Source organism: Streptomyces sp. NPDC049837 (assembly GCF_040674455.1).
Lineage (GTDB): Bacteria > Actinomycetota > Actinomycetes > Streptomycetales > Streptomycetaceae > Streptomyces.
Window position 1 is genome coordinate 368,289 of the sequence record NZ_JBFAMP010000007.1, and the last position, 15,997, is coordinate 384,285.

15 protein-coding genes are annotated in these 15,997 nt (G+C 72.6%); 9 read left to right on the forward strand and 6 right to left on the reverse strand.

All coding sequences use genetic code 11. The features are described from left to right. Positions 1–56 precede the first annotated feature (56 nt). Positions 57–929 (reverse strand): polysaccharide deacetylase family protein, encoded by an 873-nt coding sequence (locus AB0J57_RS21730; RefSeq protein ID WP_366129892.1) that lies wholly within the window; start codon positions 927–929, stop codon positions 57–59. 101 nt (positions 930–1,030) lie between these two features. Here AB0J57_RS21730 and AB0J57_RS21735 point away from each other — a divergent pair, with 101 nt between their 5' ends. Further along, positions 1,031–2,254 (forward strand): cytochrome P450, encoded by a 1,224-nt coding sequence (locus tag AB0J57_RS21735; RefSeq protein ID WP_366129893.1) that lies wholly within the window; start codon positions 1,031–1,033, stop codon positions 2,252–2,254. Positions 2,255–2,300: 46 nt separating this feature from the next. Here the strand turns inward: AB0J57_RS21735 and AB0J57_RS21740 are convergent, their stop codons facing one another. The 3 genes from AB0J57_RS21740 to zapE form a co-directional block, all read right to left on the reverse strand. Then, positions 2,301–3,659 (reverse strand): alkaline phosphatase PhoX, encoded by a 1,359-nt coding sequence (locus AB0J57_RS21740; protein ID WP_366129922.1) that lies wholly within the window; start codon positions 3,657–3,659, stop codon positions 2,301–2,303. Between the two features lie 124 nt (positions 3,660–3,783). Continuing rightward, positions 3,784–4,209, reverse strand: coding sequence for an OsmC family protein (locus AB0J57_RS21745; protein WP_366129894.1), 426 nt, complete (start codon positions 4,207–4,209; stop codon positions 3,784–3,786). A 41-nt stretch (positions 4,210–4,250) separates the two neighbouring features. Beyond that, positions 4,251–5,306, reverse strand: coding sequence for a cell division protein ZapE (gene zapE / locus AB0J57_RS21750; protein ID WP_366129923.1), 1,056 nt, complete (start codon positions 5,304–5,306; stop codon positions 4,251–4,253). A gap of 52 nt (positions 5,307–5,358) precedes the next feature. On the opposite strand from zapE, the gene AB0J57_RS21755 reads away from it, so the two are divergent. The 4 genes from AB0J57_RS21755 to msrB all read left to right on the forward strand — a co-directional run bounded on the left by AB0J57_RS21755 (position 5,359) and on the right by msrB (position 8,619). Then, positions 5,359–6,141, forward strand: a complete 783-nt coding sequence (locus AB0J57_RS21755; protein WP_366129895.1) for a pyrimidine reductase family protein — start codon at positions 5,359–5,361, stop codon at positions 6,139–6,141. A gap of 125 nt (positions 6,142–6,266) precedes the next feature. Further along, positions 6,267–6,749 (forward strand): indole-3-glycerol phosphate synthase, encoded by a 483-nt coding sequence (locus tag AB0J57_RS21760; RefSeq protein WP_366129896.1) that lies wholly within the window; start codon positions 6,267–6,269, stop codon positions 6,747–6,749. A gap of 42 nt (positions 6,750–6,791) precedes the next feature. Next, positions 6,792–8,201, forward strand: a complete 1,410-nt coding sequence (gene murC, locus AB0J57_RS21765) for a UDP-N-acetylmuramate--L-alanine ligase (protein WP_366129897.1) — start codon at positions 6,792–6,794, stop codon at positions 8,199–8,201. Between the two features lie 10 nt (positions 8,202–8,211). Beyond that, the gene (msrB, locus tag AB0J57_RS21770; RefSeq protein WP_366129898.1) at positions 8,212–8,619 is read left to right on the forward strand and encodes a peptide-methionine (R)-S-oxide reductase MsrB; all 408 of its coding nucleotides are present in this window, start codon (positions 8,212–8,214) and stop codon (positions 8,617–8,619) included. A gap of 22 nt (positions 8,620–8,641) precedes the next feature. Here msrB and AB0J57_RS21775 read toward each other — a convergent pair whose 3' ends face one another. Continuing rightward, the gene (locus AB0J57_RS21775) at positions 8,642–9,655 is read right to left on the reverse strand and encodes an AraC family transcriptional regulator ligand-binding domain-containing protein (protein WP_366129899.1); all 1,014 of its coding nucleotides are present in this window, start codon (positions 9,653–9,655) and stop codon (positions 8,642–8,644) included. Between the two features lie 194 nt (positions 9,656–9,849). On the opposite strand from AB0J57_RS21775, the gene AB0J57_RS21780 reads away from it, so the two are divergent. Beyond that, positions 9,850–10,443, forward strand: a complete 594-nt coding sequence (locus tag AB0J57_RS21780; protein WP_366129900.1) for an NADPH-dependent FMN reductase — start codon at positions 9,850–9,852, stop codon at positions 10,441–10,443. Between the two features lie 220 nt (positions 10,444–10,663). Here the strand turns inward: AB0J57_RS21780 and AB0J57_RS21785 are convergent, their stop codons facing one another. Further along, on the reverse strand, positions 10,664–11,644 hold the full coding sequence (locus AB0J57_RS21785; protein ID WP_366129901.1) for a type II CAAX endopeptidase family protein: 981 nt from the start codon (positions 11,642–11,644) through the stop codon (positions 10,664–10,666). Between the two features lie 106 nt (positions 11,645–11,750). On the opposite strand from AB0J57_RS21785, the gene AB0J57_RS21790 reads away from it, so the two are divergent. From AB0J57_RS21790 to AB0J57_RS21800, 3 genes are all read left to right on the forward strand, one after another. Then, on the forward strand, positions 11,751–13,679 hold the full coding sequence (locus AB0J57_RS21790) for a histidine kinase (RefSeq protein ID WP_366129902.1): 1,929 nt from the start codon (positions 11,751–11,753) through the stop codon (positions 13,677–13,679). Next, entirely contained in the window at positions 13,664–14,332 is a 669-nt protein-coding gene (locus AB0J57_RS21795; protein WP_366129924.1) for a response regulator transcription factor, read from the forward strand. The genes AB0J57_RS21790 and AB0J57_RS21795 overlap by 16 nt, the downstream gene beginning before the upstream one ends. Before the next feature lie 309 nt (positions 14,333–14,641). Continuing rightward, positions 14,642–15,997, forward strand: a 1,356-nt coding sequence (locus AB0J57_RS21800; RefSeq protein WP_366129903.1) for a DNRLRE domain-containing protein, incomplete at its 3' end; no start/stop codon positions are given.

Here is a 15,997-nt window from a genome sequence, read left to right on the forward strand (position 1 = left end):
ACACGTGACGTTAGGGGCTGGAGCGCACTCCAGCGCAAGGGTGTCCACGTGCCTGCTCATGCACCGCGGGCGGCGGCCATCAGCTCCGAGACCTTGACGAAGCGGTACCCGCGCTCGCGCAGCTCCGGGACGATGCGGCGGATCGCCCGCTCGGTGACGGGGGCGGCGCTGCGGGTGCAGTGCATCACGACCAGCGAGCCCGGCCGTACGCCCGCCAGGACCTGTTCGGCGACCGCGTCGGCGTCGGTGGCGAAGGCGTCGCCGCTGACCACGTCCCACTGCACGGCCGTCACCTTGGCGGAGGCCAGCGCGCGCAGCGCCTCGTCGTCGTAACAGCCGCCGGGGAAGCGGAAGTACGGCACGACGTTGCGCACACCGGCCGCGCGGAACGCGTCGAAGGCGCGGCGTACGTCGGCGGCCATGTCGCCGGGCGCCAGTGCGGGAAGCCCGTAGCAGGGGGCCTTGAAGGCGTGGTGGCTGTAGGAGTGGTTGGCGACCTCGAAGCGCGGGTCGTTGCCGATGGCCCTGGCCTGGTCGGGGTACTCCTCCGCCCAGCGTCCGGTCATGAAGACGGTCGCGTCGACCTTCAGGCGCCGGAGCGTGTCGATCAGGGCGGGGTTGTCGAACCGCTCGCCGCCCGCCGCCCGGGGGCCCTGATCGGCCGTCATGTCGGCGTCGAAGGTGAGCGCCACCGTCTTGCCGCCCGCCCGGTCCGTCGTCGTGGGCGCCCGCTCGAAGACAGGCGTGAGCCCGCCCGGACCGGGCGCCATGGTCGGCGGCATCCCGGCGGGGGAGGGGCTCGCCGCGGCCGACGGTTGCCGGGCCACGGGGTGCCGGGGTGTGGCGGGGGTCTCCGAGAGGGTGCCGCAGCCGACAAGGGCGGTGCACAAAACAGCAAGGAACGACACATTCCGTACCAGAGTAGTCACGCACGGAAAATATATGATCATCGTGATGATGGGCGTCCGGGATGCTTCCGTCCGGAGTAGTCCAGCGCGATGTCCCGCCCCGCCCGGGTGATCGTGGACGCATGATCGAGGACACCGTGACACGGCCCATCCTGGGGCCGCCGCCCGTACGGCACTGGCCCGCGCTGGACATCGCCGGAACCGAGTTCGACCCGGTGCTCGCGGAGCTGATGAGGGAAGGGCCGGTCAGCCGTATCCAGTTGCCCCACGGCGAGGGCTGGGCGTGGCTGGTGACCCGCCACGACGACGTCAGGATGATCACCAACGACCCGCGCTTCGCCCGCGCACCGGTCGTCGGCCGCGAGGTCACGCGGCTCGCTCCGCACTTCCGGCCCCAGCGGGGATCGCTGGCCTTCGCCGACCAGCCCGACCACAACCGGCTGCGCGGCGCGGTGGCACCCGCGTTCAGCCGGCGTGGTGTGGAGCGGCTGCGCTCACGCGCGCGGGCCATCCTGGACGAGACGGTGGACGAACTGCTCGCCGACGGCCCGCCGGCGGATCTCACCGAGCGGGTCCTGGAACCGTTCCCCCTCGCCGTGGTCTGCGACGTCATGGGCGTGCCCGCCGCCGACCGCGAACGGATGCGTGCCTGGACCCGGCAGATCGTCTCCTCGTCGGGCGGCGCCGCCGCGAGCGCACGGGCCGAGGAGGGCATGTACGGCTGGTTCGCGGAAACCATCCGGTCGCGGTACGGCAGCACGGAGGAGGACGTCATCTCCCTGCTGGGCGCCGCGGTGGGGCGGGGCGACATCAGCGAGGAGGAGGCGATCGGGCTCGCGGGCCCCCTCCAGATCGGCGGGGAAGCCGTCACCGCCAACACCGGCCAGATGTTCTTCCTCCTGCTGACCCGCCCGCCCCTCCTCGAACGGCTCCGCACCGAACCCGCGGTCCGGCCGACGGCCATCGACGAGCTGCTGCGCTACATCCCGCACCGCAGCGCCGTCGGGCTGGCCCGGATCGCCCAGGAGGACGTGGAGATCCGGGGGGTGCGGATCAGCGCGGGCGAGCCCGTCTACGTCTCGTACCTCGCCGCCAACCGTGACCCGGAGGTCTTCCCCGACCCGGAGCGGATCGACTTCGACCGCACCCCCAACCCGCACGTCGCCTTCGGGCACGGGCCGCACTACTGCATGGGCGGGCTGCTCGCCCGGATGCAGACCGAGCTGCTGGTCGACACCCTGATCGACCGGCTGCCGGGGCTGCGCCTCGCGGTCCCGCCCGAGGAGGTCCCCTGGCGACGCGGCACGCTGATCCGCGGCCCGGAGGCGCTGCCCGTCACCTGGTGAGCGCGGCGGCGTCGCCCACGGGCGACGCCGCCGTCCACGACCTACCTCAGTGCCACGGCCCGGTCACCGCGAACGTCGTACCCGGCGTGTAGCAGTTGACGTACATCGTCTCGCCGTCCGGGGAGAACGCGACACCGGCGAACTCGCCCCACTCCGGCTCCTGGGGCGTGCCGATGTTCTGCGCGCCGCGCGCCATCTCGTACACCTCGCCCCGCTTGGTCAGCCCGTACACGTGCTGCGCGCCGTTGCCGTCCTCGCACACCATCAGGCCGCCGCTGGGCGCCAGGCAGATGTTGTCGGGGGACTCGCCCGGCAACTGGATGTCGCTGCTCGGCCCGAACACGATGACCAGCGTGAGCCGGCGCCGGTGCGGTTCGTACTTCCACACCTGGCCGTAGTGGTCGGCGGCCGAGCCCTCGGCGGCGCGGGCGAAGCTGGAGACGAAGTAGACGGAGCGCCCGCCCCAGTAACACCCCTCCAGCTTTTGGGCGTGGGTGATGCCCTTGGGCCCGAAGTCCTGGAGCCGGATCGGCGTTTCCTTGGCCTGGCTGTCGGGTACGGGGACCCACTCCACGCCCTCGAATGTCGCGCCCGTCTCCTGGATGGCCGACAGGTCCGGTACGCCGGGCACGCGCATCGCCTCCAGCGCGCCGCCCGCGCGCAGCGAACCGGTGCCGCCGAGCGGCTTGTTGGGCAGGAAGCGGTAGAAGAGCCCGAACGGCCGCTGGAAGGCGTCCTCGGTCTCGTACACGATCCCGGTGCGCGGGTCGACGGCTGTCGCCTCGTGCTGGAAGCGGCCCATCGCGGTCAGCGGTACGGCCCCGGTGCGCAGCGGGTCGGCGGGGTGGACCTCGAAGATGAAGCCGTGGTCCTTGGTGTAGCCGTTGGTCCCGGCCCTGTCCTCGGTCTCCTCGCACGTGAGCCAGGTGCCCCAGGGGGTGAGCCCGCCGGAGCAGTTGACGGCGGTGCCGGCGATGGCGACGCGCTCGCCGAGCACGTTGTTGCGGCCGTCCAGTTCGAGCGCCGTACAGCCGCCCTTGGCCGCCGGGTCGTAGGTCAGGCCCCGCACGGTCGGGACGCCGAGGCGGGCGGAGGCGCGGTTCTCGTGGTTGCGGACGAGGTGGACGCGGCCGCGGCGGCCGGCGAAGGCCCCCATGCCGTCGTGGTTGCCGGGCACCGTGCCCTCACCGGAGCGGAGGGGGTCGCCCTCGCGGGAGAGGACCTTGTACCGGAACCCTCTGGGCAGTTCCAGCAGACCGGCCGGGTCGGGTATCAGGGGGCCGTAGCCGGCGTGGCCGCGTGCGGCGGCGGTGCCGGCGAACAGCTCGGAGAAGGCCCCGGTGAAGGCGATTCCGGCGACGGACGCGCCGGTACCGGCCAGGACTTGACGTCGTGTTGCGGACAGTCGATCGGACACGAGGCAACAACTTCCTGTTGGAGAAAGGTGTGACGTGACCCGCACGTGTGTACCACGCGATGTGGTGACACGTGAACACTGCGGGCCACGTCGCCTCGTGTGGTGCCCGGTGTCAGGCGAGCTTGGCGGTGAGCGTGATCGTCGTGCCCGTGAGCGCCTGGCTGACGGGGCAGTTCTTCTTCGCGTCCTCGGCGGCCGAGGCGAAGCTCTCGGCGTCCATGCCCGGAACCTCACCCTCCACCGTGAGGTGGATGCCCGTGATGCCGGTGCCCGGCTGGAACGTCACCTCCGCCTTGGTGTTCAGGCGGGTGGGCGGGTTGCCGGCCTTGGCGAGGGCGCCTGAGAAGGCCATGTTGAAGCAGCTCGAGTGAGCGGCCGCGATCAGCTCCTCCGGGCTGGTCTTGCCGTCGGGCTGCTCGGCGCGCGCGGGCCAGGACACCGGGTACTCGCCGATGCCGGAGGAGTCGAAGGTCACGACGCCCTTGCCCTGGAGGAGGTCGCCCTCCCAGACGTTGTGTGCCTGACGCGTGGTGGCCATGGTGGTTCCCTTCGTACGGTGTGAACCCAACTGGCCCAAACCTACTGCTCCACCAGCCCCTTCGCGTCGCGCGCCAGCGCGGTGAGCCGTGAGATCGCCCGGAAGTACTTCTTCCGGTACCCGCCGTTCAGCATCTCGTCACTGAAAAGCCTGTCGAACGGCAGTCCCGAGGCGAGCACCGGCACCTCCCGGTCGTACAGCCGGTCGGCCAGCACCACCAGGCGCAGCGCGGTCGACTGGTCGGGCACGGGCCGTACGTCGGTGAGGCAGACCGCCCGGACGTCGTCGGTCAGCGCGCCGTACCGGCTCGGGTGGACCCGGGCCAGGTGCTCCAGCAGGTGCGGGAAGTCGTCGAGCGACGCTCCGGGCGTGGCGTACGCCGCCTTGGTCACCTGCTCGTCCGCGTACGGCGCCGGGGCCTCGGGCAGGCCCCGGTGGCGGTAGTCCTCACCGTCGATGCGCAGCGGCCGGAAGTGGGCGGACAGGCCCTGGATCTCGCGGAGGAAGTCGGCGGCGGCGAACCGGCCCTCGCCGAGCTTGCCCGGCAGGGTGTTGGACGTGGCGGCCAGGGCCACGCCCGCGTCGACCAGCTTGCCGAGCAGCGTCGACACCAGGACGGTGTCGCCCGGGTCATCCAGCTCGAATTCGTCGATGCACAGCAGCCGGTGCCCGCTGAGGGTGGCCACCGTCTGCTGGAAACCGAGGGCGCCGACCAGGTTGGTCAGCTCCACGAAGGTGCCGAACGCCTTCAGGGACGGCTCGGCGGGCGTGGCGTGCCACAGGGAGGCCAGCAGGTGGGTCTTGCCGACGCCGTACCCGCCGTCCAGGTACACCCCGCGCGGCGCGGTGGGCGCGGCCGGCTTCTTCTGGAACCAGCGGCGGCGGCCGGCCCCGGTCGCGTGCGCGCCGCCGAGCCCGGCCGCGAAGGAGCTGAGCACCTCGACCGCCTGGGTCTGGCTCGGCTGGTTCGGGTCCGGGATGTACGTGTCGAAGCGCACCGAGTCGAAGCGCGGCGGCGGCACCATCTCGGCGACCAGACGGTCTGCCGGGACGTGCGGCTCGCGGGCGCACAGGGACAGCGGGGCCGCTTGGGTCATGGCACTGGTCGACACAGTTACTCACTCTAATCGCCGTGCCAGACTGCACGGCATGCGACGCCTGTTCCCTGTGACCGACCCGACACGCTCCACATCCTCCCCCGAAGACCGGGAGTGGTCCCTCGACGAGCTGGCCGAGGCCTACGCGTACCCCGGTCCTCCGGGTCCGGGCGGCCGCTGGCTGCGCGCCAACATGGTGTCGTCCCTGGACGGGGCCGCCCAGCACGAGGGGCGGTCGCAGCCCATCTCGTCCGACACGGACATGCGGATCTTCGGCACCCTGCGCGGGCTGGCCGATGTGGTGATCGTCGGCGCCGAAACGGTACGGCTGGAGGGGTACCGCCCGGCACGCGCGCGTGAGGCCTTCGCCGAGCGGCGGGCGGCGGCCGGTCAGGGCCCGGCGCCCGCGATCGCGGTGGTCAGCGCCTCGCTGGACCTGGACTTCTCCGCTCCGCTGTTCACCGCCCCGCTCGTCCCGACGCTGCTGCTGACCGGCGCGGCCGCGCCGCCGGACCGGGTCCGGGCGGCCGAGGAGGCGGGCGCGGAGGTGATCGTCGCGGGCGACGGGCCCGGCGTGGAGCCCGAGCGGGCGCTGGCGGCGCTGGCCGGGCGCGGGCTGACCCGCCAGCTCACGGAGGGCGGCCCGCGCCTGCTCGGGCAGCTCGTGGCGGCCGGGGTGCTGGACGAGCTGTGCCTGACGGTGTCGCCACTGCTGACCGCCGGGGACGCGCAGCGGATCACGGGCGGGCCGTCCGTGGCGGTGCCCGAGCGGTACTCGCTCGCCTCCCTGCTGGAGGAGGAAGGATTCCTTTTCACCCGTTACACCCGGAGCTGACCAATACACCCGGAGCCGACCAATTAGCGGAATAATCCGTTCCGGTTAGCTTCCGGTGGGCAGACTTACTCTCGCAGTCCCCGTGCGGACACGGGGAAGGATGGTTTCCGCAGAAGGGCTCCCAGGTGTTCACAAGCGTTCTGATGATCGAGAAGCCGCTGTCGTCCGTGGACGTGGAGTTCGTCACCACCCTCCACGGCGACGAGAGGATGTCCTTCATCGTGCTGATGCAGCCGCGCGGCGACCAGGTCGTGCTGCTTCGGGCCATCGACGACGTCGCCCTGGGCGAGCTGAAGGAGGCCGTCAAGGAGGGCGAGGAGCACCCGGGCCAGGCCGCCGGGCTCACCGCACCCCAAGGGCTGGAGCTCTCGCTGCGCGCCCTGCGCGCGGCCGGCTGCGACGCCGTCGGCCAGGTCGTCGAGGACCACCCGCTGGACAAGCTGAAGGCCGTCGTGGACGAGTCCGGCGCCGATGAGGTGATCGTGCTGACCAAGCCGCACTACGTCGAGGAGTTCTTCCACCGCGACTGGGCCTCCCGCGCCCGCCACAAGGTCGGCGTACCGGTGCTCAAGCTCTTCGCGCACAACGACGAGCCCGACACCGCATAGGCTGGGCCCCTCACGTACGTCGCACCCCGGGGAGAGACACGCATGGCACCCGCCATTCCCGCCGCCATGATTCCCGCCGCCATGGAACGGCCGCACTTCATCGGCATCGGCGGCGCCGGAATGTCGGGCATCGCCAAGATCCTCGCCCAGCGCGGGGCCGAGGTCGCCGGCAGTGACGCGCGCGAGTCCGAGACCGCCGCGTCCCTGCGGGCCCTCGGCGCGACCGTCCACATCGGCCACGCCGCGCAGCACGTGGCGGACGACACCACGAGCGTCGTCGTCTCCAGCGCCATCCGCGCCGACAACCCCGAGCTGGCCCGCGCCACCGAGCTGGGCATCCCCGTCGTCCACCGCTCCGACGCGCTGGCCGCCCTGATGACCGGGCTGCGGGCGATCGCCGTGGCCGGTACGCACGGCAAGACCACCACCACCTCGATGCTCGCCGTCGCCCTCACCGAACTGGGCCTCGCCCCGTCGTACGCCATCGGCGGCGACCTCGCCGGGCCCGGCACCAACGCCCTGCACGGCGACGGCGAGATCTTCGTCGCCGAGGCCGACGAGAGCGACCGCAGCTTCCAGAAGTACGACCCCGAGGTCGCGATCGTCCTCAACGTCGAGCTGGACCACCACGCCAACTACGCGTCGATGGACGAGATCTACGAGTCCTTCGAGGCGTTCGTCGCCAAGATCCGCACCGGCGGCACCCTGGTCGTCGGCGAGCACGCCGGCGCCCGCGAGCTGGCCCGCCGGGTCGCCGGCCGCGACGACCTGACGATCATCCGCGTCGGCGAGGCGGCCGACTCCGACGCCCGCATCCTCGCCATCACGCCCAAGGGCATGACCAGCGAGGTCACCGTCGCCCTCGACGGCACCGAGCACACCTTCACCGTCTCCGTGCCCGGCCGCCACTACGCCCACAACGCCGCCGCCGCCCTCGCCGCCGGCGCCCGCGTCGGCATCGACCCCGCAGCCCTGGCCAAGGCCCTCACCGCGTACACCGGCGTCGGCCGCCGCCTCCAGCTCAAGGGCGAGGCCGCCGGCGTCCAGGTCATCGACTCGTACGCCCACCACCCCACCGAGATGACCGCCGACCTGGAGGCCATGCGCGCCGCCGCCGGCTCCGAGCGCCGCCTCCTCGTCGTCTTCCAGCCGCACCTGTTCTCCCGCACCCAGGAGCTCGGCAAGGAGATGGGCCAGGCCCTCGCCCTCGCCGACGCGTCGGCCGTCCTCGACATCTACCCGGCCCGCGAGGACCCGATCCCCGGCGTCACCAGCGCCCTGATCATCGACGCGGCCCGCGCCGCCGGCGCCGACGTCACCGCCGTGTCCGACAAGGGCACCGTGCCGGACGTCGTCGCGGGAATGGCCAGGCCCGGCGATCTCGTTCTCACCATGGGCGCGGGCGACGTCACGGACCTCGGTCCCAAGATCCTCGCCCGCCTGTCGAGCTGAGGAGCAACGCATGGCGTACGAGGTCGAGAAGCCGGACGAGCAGTGGCGCGCGGAGCTGTCCCCCGAGGAGTACCACGTCCTGCGCGAGGCCGGCACGGAGCGCCCCTTCACCGGTGAGTACACCGACACCAAGACCAAGGGCGTCTACTCCTGCCGCGCCTGCGGCGCCGAACTGTTCACGTCCACGACCAAGTTCGAGTCCCACTGCGGCTGGCCGTCCTTCTACGACCCGAAGGACTCCGACGCCGTCGAACTGATCGAGGACCGCTCCTACGGCATGGTCCGCACCGAGGTCCGCTGCGCCCGCTGCGGCTCGCACCTGGGGCACGTCTTCGAGGGCGAGGGCTACCCGACCCCGACGGACCAGCGGTACTGCATCAACTCGGTCTCGCTGAAACTGGTCCCGGACGAGGGCTGAGGCTCCAGGAGCCGCCGTTTCGTCAGCAGGGCGTGGTGATGTCGCCGGGGGCCGCGTCCTGCCAGCGGCGTACGGCGCGGCGCAGGGCACGGACGTCGCCGTAGCCGACGCGGCCGGCTATCGCGCCGAGGGGGAGGTCGGTGTCGCGCAGCAGGTCCATGGCCGTCTGCTCCCGCACGGCGGCCACCTCGGCGCGCCAGGTCGTGCCGTGCTCGGCGAGCCGGCGTTGCAGGGTGCGAGGGCTCAGCGCCAGGCGGGAGGCCACGGTCTCCAGGGAGAGCGGCCGCTCACGCAGGGCGGCCCTCAGGGTCATCCGGAACTTCTCCCGCCAGTCGAGTACCGGCCGGGCCGCCGCCATCGTCATGTCCGCGTGCCGGCGCAGGACGCCGGTCAGCCCCGGCTCCGCGCGCGGCAGCGGTGCGTGCGCGTCCCCGCCGAGGAAGGTCAGCGCGTTGGCGGGCGCGTCGAAGTCGATACGGCGGGTCCCGGCCAGCGCGACCAGCGGGCCGAGGTCGCGCGGCGGGCGGTGCCTGAAGGCGACGCGCGCCGGAACCAGGCGCCGCCCGGCCGCCTCGCGCGACCGCGTCAGCAGCAGCGCCAGGGCGAACTGCTCGACGGCGGCCACCACATCCTCCTCGGCGGGACCCGTCGCGTACCGGATGGTGAAAAGGCCTCCGTCGTCGGCCGCCTCGATGCGTTCGGCGCCGGGGTCGGAGATGGCGCCGACGTACTGGCCGCCGAGCCGGGCCGCCTCGGCGAGGCTGCCGCAGTGGGTGAACAGGTAGTCCCAGACGCCGAAGGTTCCCGCGGGCGCGTGCTCGACGGCGAGTACACCGACCCCGCAGCCCGGGTCACTCATCGCGAGCTGCTCCCAGAGCAGCAGCGCGGTCGGCGTCGACACCCGGGAGAGGTCGTCGGCGAGGGCCGTCGGGCAGGCGTCCGGCAGCCGGCGGACCCTGGACGCGCTCATGCCGGCGCGCAGCGCGGCGGCCACCATGTAGCGCCCCATGAAGGCGGAAACCGTTCCGTCGAGCACAGGGCCGAAGACTAGGCCACCCTCGCGTCGGCGTCGAGGACATGTCCGTGGGGGTGGACCGCGGTGGTGGGACGGCCGGTTGGCGCGTTCGGTCCGCTGCGTGGCACATCCGGTCCCTCGTGGGACCCCGAAAGCCCTCCTAGGTTGGGAAGCACTCCACGTACCCGTACACCCACACCTGAGGGGGACGTGCCATGAGCGGCACGACAACCGATCGAGACCTGAGGATCCTGGCGATCTCCGGCAGCCTGCGGGCGGCCTCCCACAACACCGCGCTGCTGCGCGCCGCGCAGAAGATGCAGCAGGGCGGCCTGGACATCGAGATCTACGACGGCCTGCGCGCCATTCCGGCGTACGACCTGGATCTCGACGCCCCCGGCCTGTGGCCCGCCCCGGTCGCGGATTTGCGCCGTCGGGTGACGGAGGCCGACGGCCTGCTGATCGCCACTCCGGAGTTCAACTACGGCGTTCCGGGCGTGCTCAAGAACGCTCTGGACTGGGCCAGCACCGACTGGGCCGGCACCGGCGAGGTGCCGCTGCGCGGCAAGCCGACCGCGGTGCTCGGCGCCTCACCGTCCCATTTCGGGTCGGTTCGCGCTCAACTCGCGCTGCGACAAGTGCTTCTGGGCACCAGGACCGATGTGGTGACCAGCCCCGAGGTGACCGTCATGCGCAGCCACGAGCGCTTCGACGACAACGGGAACCTCACGGACGAGGTCACCGCCGACCTCCTCCGCGACCTGCTGTCCGCCCTCGCCGACAAGGTCCGCCGGAGCGTCGTTCACTAGCGCCCCCCGGAGGAGCCCGCCCTCGCACCACGAGAGCGGCCCTCGACCGCGCCCACCAGCAGACCGCAGCGGCTGAAGATCCACGATCGGCACGGCCGCCGTACTGCTGACGGGCGCGGTCCTCCGGTACGCCCCGCGCCGCCACCGCCTCGTCGCCATGGCCGTCACGGGCGTCGCCCGCACCGCCGGCATCGGGCGGGCGGCGGCTCAGTGATCCGCCTCACCGGTCCGCCTGGCTGAGCGCCGCCGGCCGGCGCCTGCGGGCCAGCCACAGCACGGCGGCCGCGTAGAGCAGGACCATCGGGACGTCGATGGCCACCGCCATCCAGCCCATGTCGACGGCCGTCTCCTCGGAGGCCAGCGCACCCGCGATCGCCGACGCGACGCCGAACGCCAGCAGGTTGTTGAGGACGTGCAACGCGATCGCGGCCTCCAGCCCGCCCGTGCGGATCGTCAGCCACCCCGCCACCAGCCCGAACACCACCAGGTCGGCGAAGCCCCACGCCGTCCCCCACCCATGGGCCGCCGCGAAGAGCAGCGCTTGCGGCAGGACCGCCACCCACGGGGAACGGCACCACGCGCCCACCGCCTGCACCAGCCAGCCACGGAACACGTACTCCTCCGCCGCCGCCTGGAACGGCACCAGGGCGCACACCATCGCCAGCCCCAGCAGGAAGCTAGAGAGCCCCGCCCACTCCAGGCCCGCCGCGCCACCGCCCGCCGATTCGGGCAGCAGGAAGGAGACGCCCATCGCCACCGCGACCAGCGGACCCGCCACCGCCAGGCACAGTCCGAGCCAGGCCCACCGCAGCCGCCCGGTCACCGACGACAAGGTCCCCGCCGGACGCCGCTGCACCCAGTACGCCGCCAGCAGCACGGCCGGGGTCATGAGCGCTATGGACAGCAGCCCCAGTGCCGTATCGCCGATGTCGCCCCACGTACGCAGGCCTTCGGAGTCGACCGGACGGCGGAGGAGGTACCCCGCCACCTCCGAGCCGGCGATCAGCCCGAGCATCACCACGAGCGCGCCCGCCAGCACCACGCCGCTCCCCAGCAGGGGCCGCCACCAACGGTGCCGTCGGGTCGTATGCGCGAGCCGGTGGTAGGGGAGAGGCTCGGGCGGCGGCAACACGGGCGCCACGGTGCCGGGTTGGCCGGTGAAGTACATGGGGTACGTCGAGTGGGTCGGGTGCGTCGTCATGTGCACCAGCATCCCCGCGGCCCCGCGCCCCGGCATCGGCCGCCGGCACGATCGGCGCCTCCACCCCGGGATAGAGAGCGGGCCGCTACGTATCATCAGCGCCATCATGGAGGTCATACGCAACTGGCTACTGCCCGGGCTGTTGGCGGCCCAGCAGATGGCCGTCTGGCCCGGGTACGCGCTGCTGCGCGGCGACCCGGTCGAGGCGCGGCAGCTCGCCGTGGCGCTCGCGGTCACCGTGGCGGTCACCGCGGCCCTCGGCGTACGCCGGCGCTTCCCCGTCGCCGCCGCGCTCATCACCGAGGCGGCGCTGATCGCCGGGCTCCTCGCCCCGGACCAGCTCTGGGTGTTGTACCTGCTGGGCGACGCCATCGCCCTCTACTCGGTCGCCGTGCGCTGTTCGGGCCGGACCACCGTCCTGGTCGCGTCCGCCCTGACCGGCTCGGTGGCGCTCCGCTCCGTCGCCGTGTTCGACACCGCGGCCGACATCACCGGCGAGGCGCTCGTCACCTGCGCGATCCACGCCGCGGTCATCGGCCTCGGCCGCACCCGGCGCCGCTGGCTCACCGCCCGCCGCGCCGCCGCCCAGGAGGTGGCGCGGGCCGAGGCCCGGCGGACCACGGCGGCCGTCACCGAACGACACCGGCTCGCGCGCGAACTGCACGACGTCAGCGCCCACCACCTCACCTCCGTGGTGGTCGCCGCGGACGCCGCGCGCCGGCTCGGCGGCCGCAGGCCGGAACTGGCCGCCGAGGCCCTGCGGTTGGCGGCCGAGGGTGGCCGCGAGACCGTGGCGGCGCTCCACCGCCTGGTGGCGGTGATGCAGGCGCCCGCGGCGGACCAGGACAGCGGCCTGGAGCAGCGCGTCGCCGAACTCGCCGCCGGGTTCGTACGCCTGGGCCAGCACGTGCACGTGGAGGTCGGTCCCGAGGCGGTGGAGCTGACCGGCCCGGTGGCGGAGGCCGCCTTCGGCATCGTGCGCGAGGCGCTCACCAACGCGCTGCGCTACGCGCCCGGCACCACCGTCCGCGTCACGGTGGCGGACCGCGACGGAACCCTGGACGTCGCCGTCCAGGACGACGGCGCCGCCGGCCGGCTGGAGGCCCCGCCGCAGCGGCTCGGCTCCGGGCGCGGCACCACCGGCATGCGCGAACGCGCGGCCGCGCTCGGTGGCACGCTGGAGGCGGGCCCGCGCACGGACGGCGCGGGCTGGTCGGTACGCGCCCGGCTGCCACTCACCACGACCGTGGCCGCCCGGCCGGGGCGGGCGGGGCCCGGACTGCCCGACGTGGCCCTGGTCTTCGCCGTCGCCGCCCTCCCGGTCTTCGTCGTGCTCGCCGAACGGCCGGCCCTGACCGTCCAGAGCTGCCTGCCCGCCGTCGCCCACGCCCTGCCGCTGCTGTGGCGGCGGCACGCGCCCTGGACGGTCCTCGCCCTGGTCCTCGCCACCGCCTGGACCGGGCCCGCCGCTCTCGCGATGGGGGTGTGGCCCCCGGCCGTGGCCTTGGCCCTGGTGGTGGGAGGCGGCGTCGCGGAGTGCGTCGCCCTGCACGCGGTGGCGGTCTTCGCCGGGCCCGCCCGCGTCACCTTTCCCTCGATCGCGGCCGTCGCGGCGGGATGCAGCCTCACGACGGTCGTTCTGGCTGCCCTGGTCGGGGAGTTGGGGACCGAGGGCGGCGACGGGGCGTTCGCGGTGTTCATGGTCTACCTCCTCGGGGTGGTGTTCATGTTCCCGGCGGCCGCGGTCTGGGGCCTGGGCGTCTTCGTACGCGCACGCCGCGAGGGCGCCATGGGCCGCGACGACAGCGCGCTCGCGGCCGCGGTCCGGGCGGCGGTCGTGGAGGCGTACGAGGAGAGGCAGCGCATCGCAACGGAGCTGCGCGGAGCGGTGCTTGGCCACGCGGCCCGGGTGGTGGCCCGCGCCGAGGAACGCGATCTCGACGGCGTCGCCGAACAGGCCAGGGCGGGCCTCGCGGCGATGCGCCACCTGCTGGCCACGCTGCGCAAGGAGGTGTCCCCATCAGCGTCCGAGTGATGGTCGTCGACGACCAGGCCATGATCCGCGCGGGATTCGTGGCCATCATCGACGCCGAACCCGATCTGGACGTCGTCGCCGAGGCCGAGGACGGCGCCCGCGCCGTCGAGCTGGCCGGGCACGTCGTGCCGGACGTCGTGCTGATGGACATCCGCATGCCCGGCATCGACGGCCTGACCGCCACCCGCCTGCTCACCGCGCGGGCCGACGCGCCCCGCGTCCTCGTGCTGACCACCTTCGACCAGGACGCGTACGTCCACGAAGCGCTCCGCGCGGGCGCCTCCGGCTTCCTGCTCAAGGACGCCCAGCCGGAGGAACTCCTCACGGGCATACGGGTCGTGGCCTCGGGCGACGCCATGCTCGCCCCCGCGGTCACCCGCCGCCTGATCGACGCCTTCGCCCACACGGCCCCGGCCCCACCGGACGCCACCCCCCTGGAGGCGCTCACCCCCCGCGAACGCGAGGTGCTCGCGCTGGTCGCGACGGGCCTCACGAACGCGGAGATCGCGGACGCGCTGGGAGTGACCACGGGCACGGTGAAGTCCCACGTCAACGCGGTACTCGGCAAACTGGGCCTGCGCGACCGGGTCCAGGCGACGATCCTCGCCTACGACACGGGTCTGACCCGCCCGCGCGGCCACCGCCCGGGCTGAGCGGCGGCGGAAGGAGCGTACCGAGCAGGCGGCGGCTCTCGTTCACGCCCAGTCGGATTCAGCTCGCCTCCACATATGTGCGCCTGGTTGACATGTACAACACATTCCGTTGACAATCTTCACCGTCATCGGCGCACTAGCGGCGAGTACTCCCCGATATGGGGAGCGCTCACACCCCCCATGCCCTGCGATGCACCGAATCAGCCGAGTTCGCGACTAACGCCGCGAACTTTTTTTGTGCCGGAATGCGAAAAGGGGATGGGTGTGAGACATAGAACACGGCAAGCGCGGACGATGCGGACAATAGCCTTGACGGTCACATCCGCGGTCATCGTTTCCTTAATACCGCAAGGTGCTTATGCCGCCTCGTCATCGACCACTGACAGCAAAGGCTTAAGCGACACCATCAAGGGCTGGTTCTCCGGCGACGGCGACGGCGACGGCGGGGGCTACCGGCCCGAGGAGCCGAAGACCGGCGGGGATCCGGTCCTCCCGAGCCGCGACAGGCTCCCCAAGGGGGCCAAGGCTCCCAAAGCCGAACGAGTCGCCGAACTCACCGGCAAGCGCACGCCGTACGCCCGCTACTGGCGGATGTCCGACGGGCGTGTCCAGGCCGAGGTCTCGGCCGTGCCGACCGCCTACCGGTCGGGCAAGGGCTGGAAGACCATCGACGCGGGCATCCATGCGGCCCGCAAGCCGGGCTATGCCTTCGCCAACACCACCAACACCGGCCGCAGCTACTTCGGCACGGAGCCGCAGCGGCTGGTCCGCTTCGAGACCGCCGACGGCCACGTCGTCACCCTCGGCCTGGAAGGCGCCGCGAAGCTCGCGCCGAAGTCCGACGGCAACTCCGTCACCTACCGGAACGCGGTCAAGAACGCGGATCTGGTGTACGAGGTCGGACCGGGCCGGGTGAAAGAGAACATCGTCCTGCGTGAACGCCCCGCCGGCCCGGTGGCCTTCACCTTCACCCTCGACACCGGCGGGCTGACCCCCAAGGCCGGCAAGGACGGCTCCATCCTCCTGTACGGCGAGGGCGCCGCCCCGGTGCTGGAGCTCCCGCCCGCCTTCATGACGGACGCGAGGAAGGACGCCGAGTCCCCGTACGGCAGCTCCTACAGCACGTCCGTCAGCCAGCGGCTCAGCCGCGACGGCAAGAACTGGAAGGTGACCGTCACCCCGGACGCGAAGTGGCTGGCCGCCCCCGGGCGGCAGTACCCGGTCACCATCGATCCGACGATCGCCATCGCGCCGCCGCCGTCCCAGTCCCAGGACGTGATGATCTCCTCGGACGCGCCGGGGGACAACTACGACACCAGTTGGCGGCTCTCGGTCGGCAACACCAGCACGGGCAGCGCCCGCGCCCTGCTGCGGTTCCCCGTCACGGGAATCCCGTCCGGCACCAAGCTGGACTCCGCCGACCTGAAGCTCTACTACGACCAGACCCACACCACCAGCTCCAGTGAGGTACGGCTGGAGGCGCACCGCGCCACCGCCGACTGGAGCGAGTCCACCGCGACGTGGAACAGCGCCAAGGACATCACCGGCGAGCTCTCGGGCACGTCCGTGGTCGTCGATGACGGTGACACGGGCGTGACGGCCGCGAAGGGCTCGTGGCCGGCCTCCGGGAACACGGCGTACACGCAGTACGCGGTCAACAAGGAC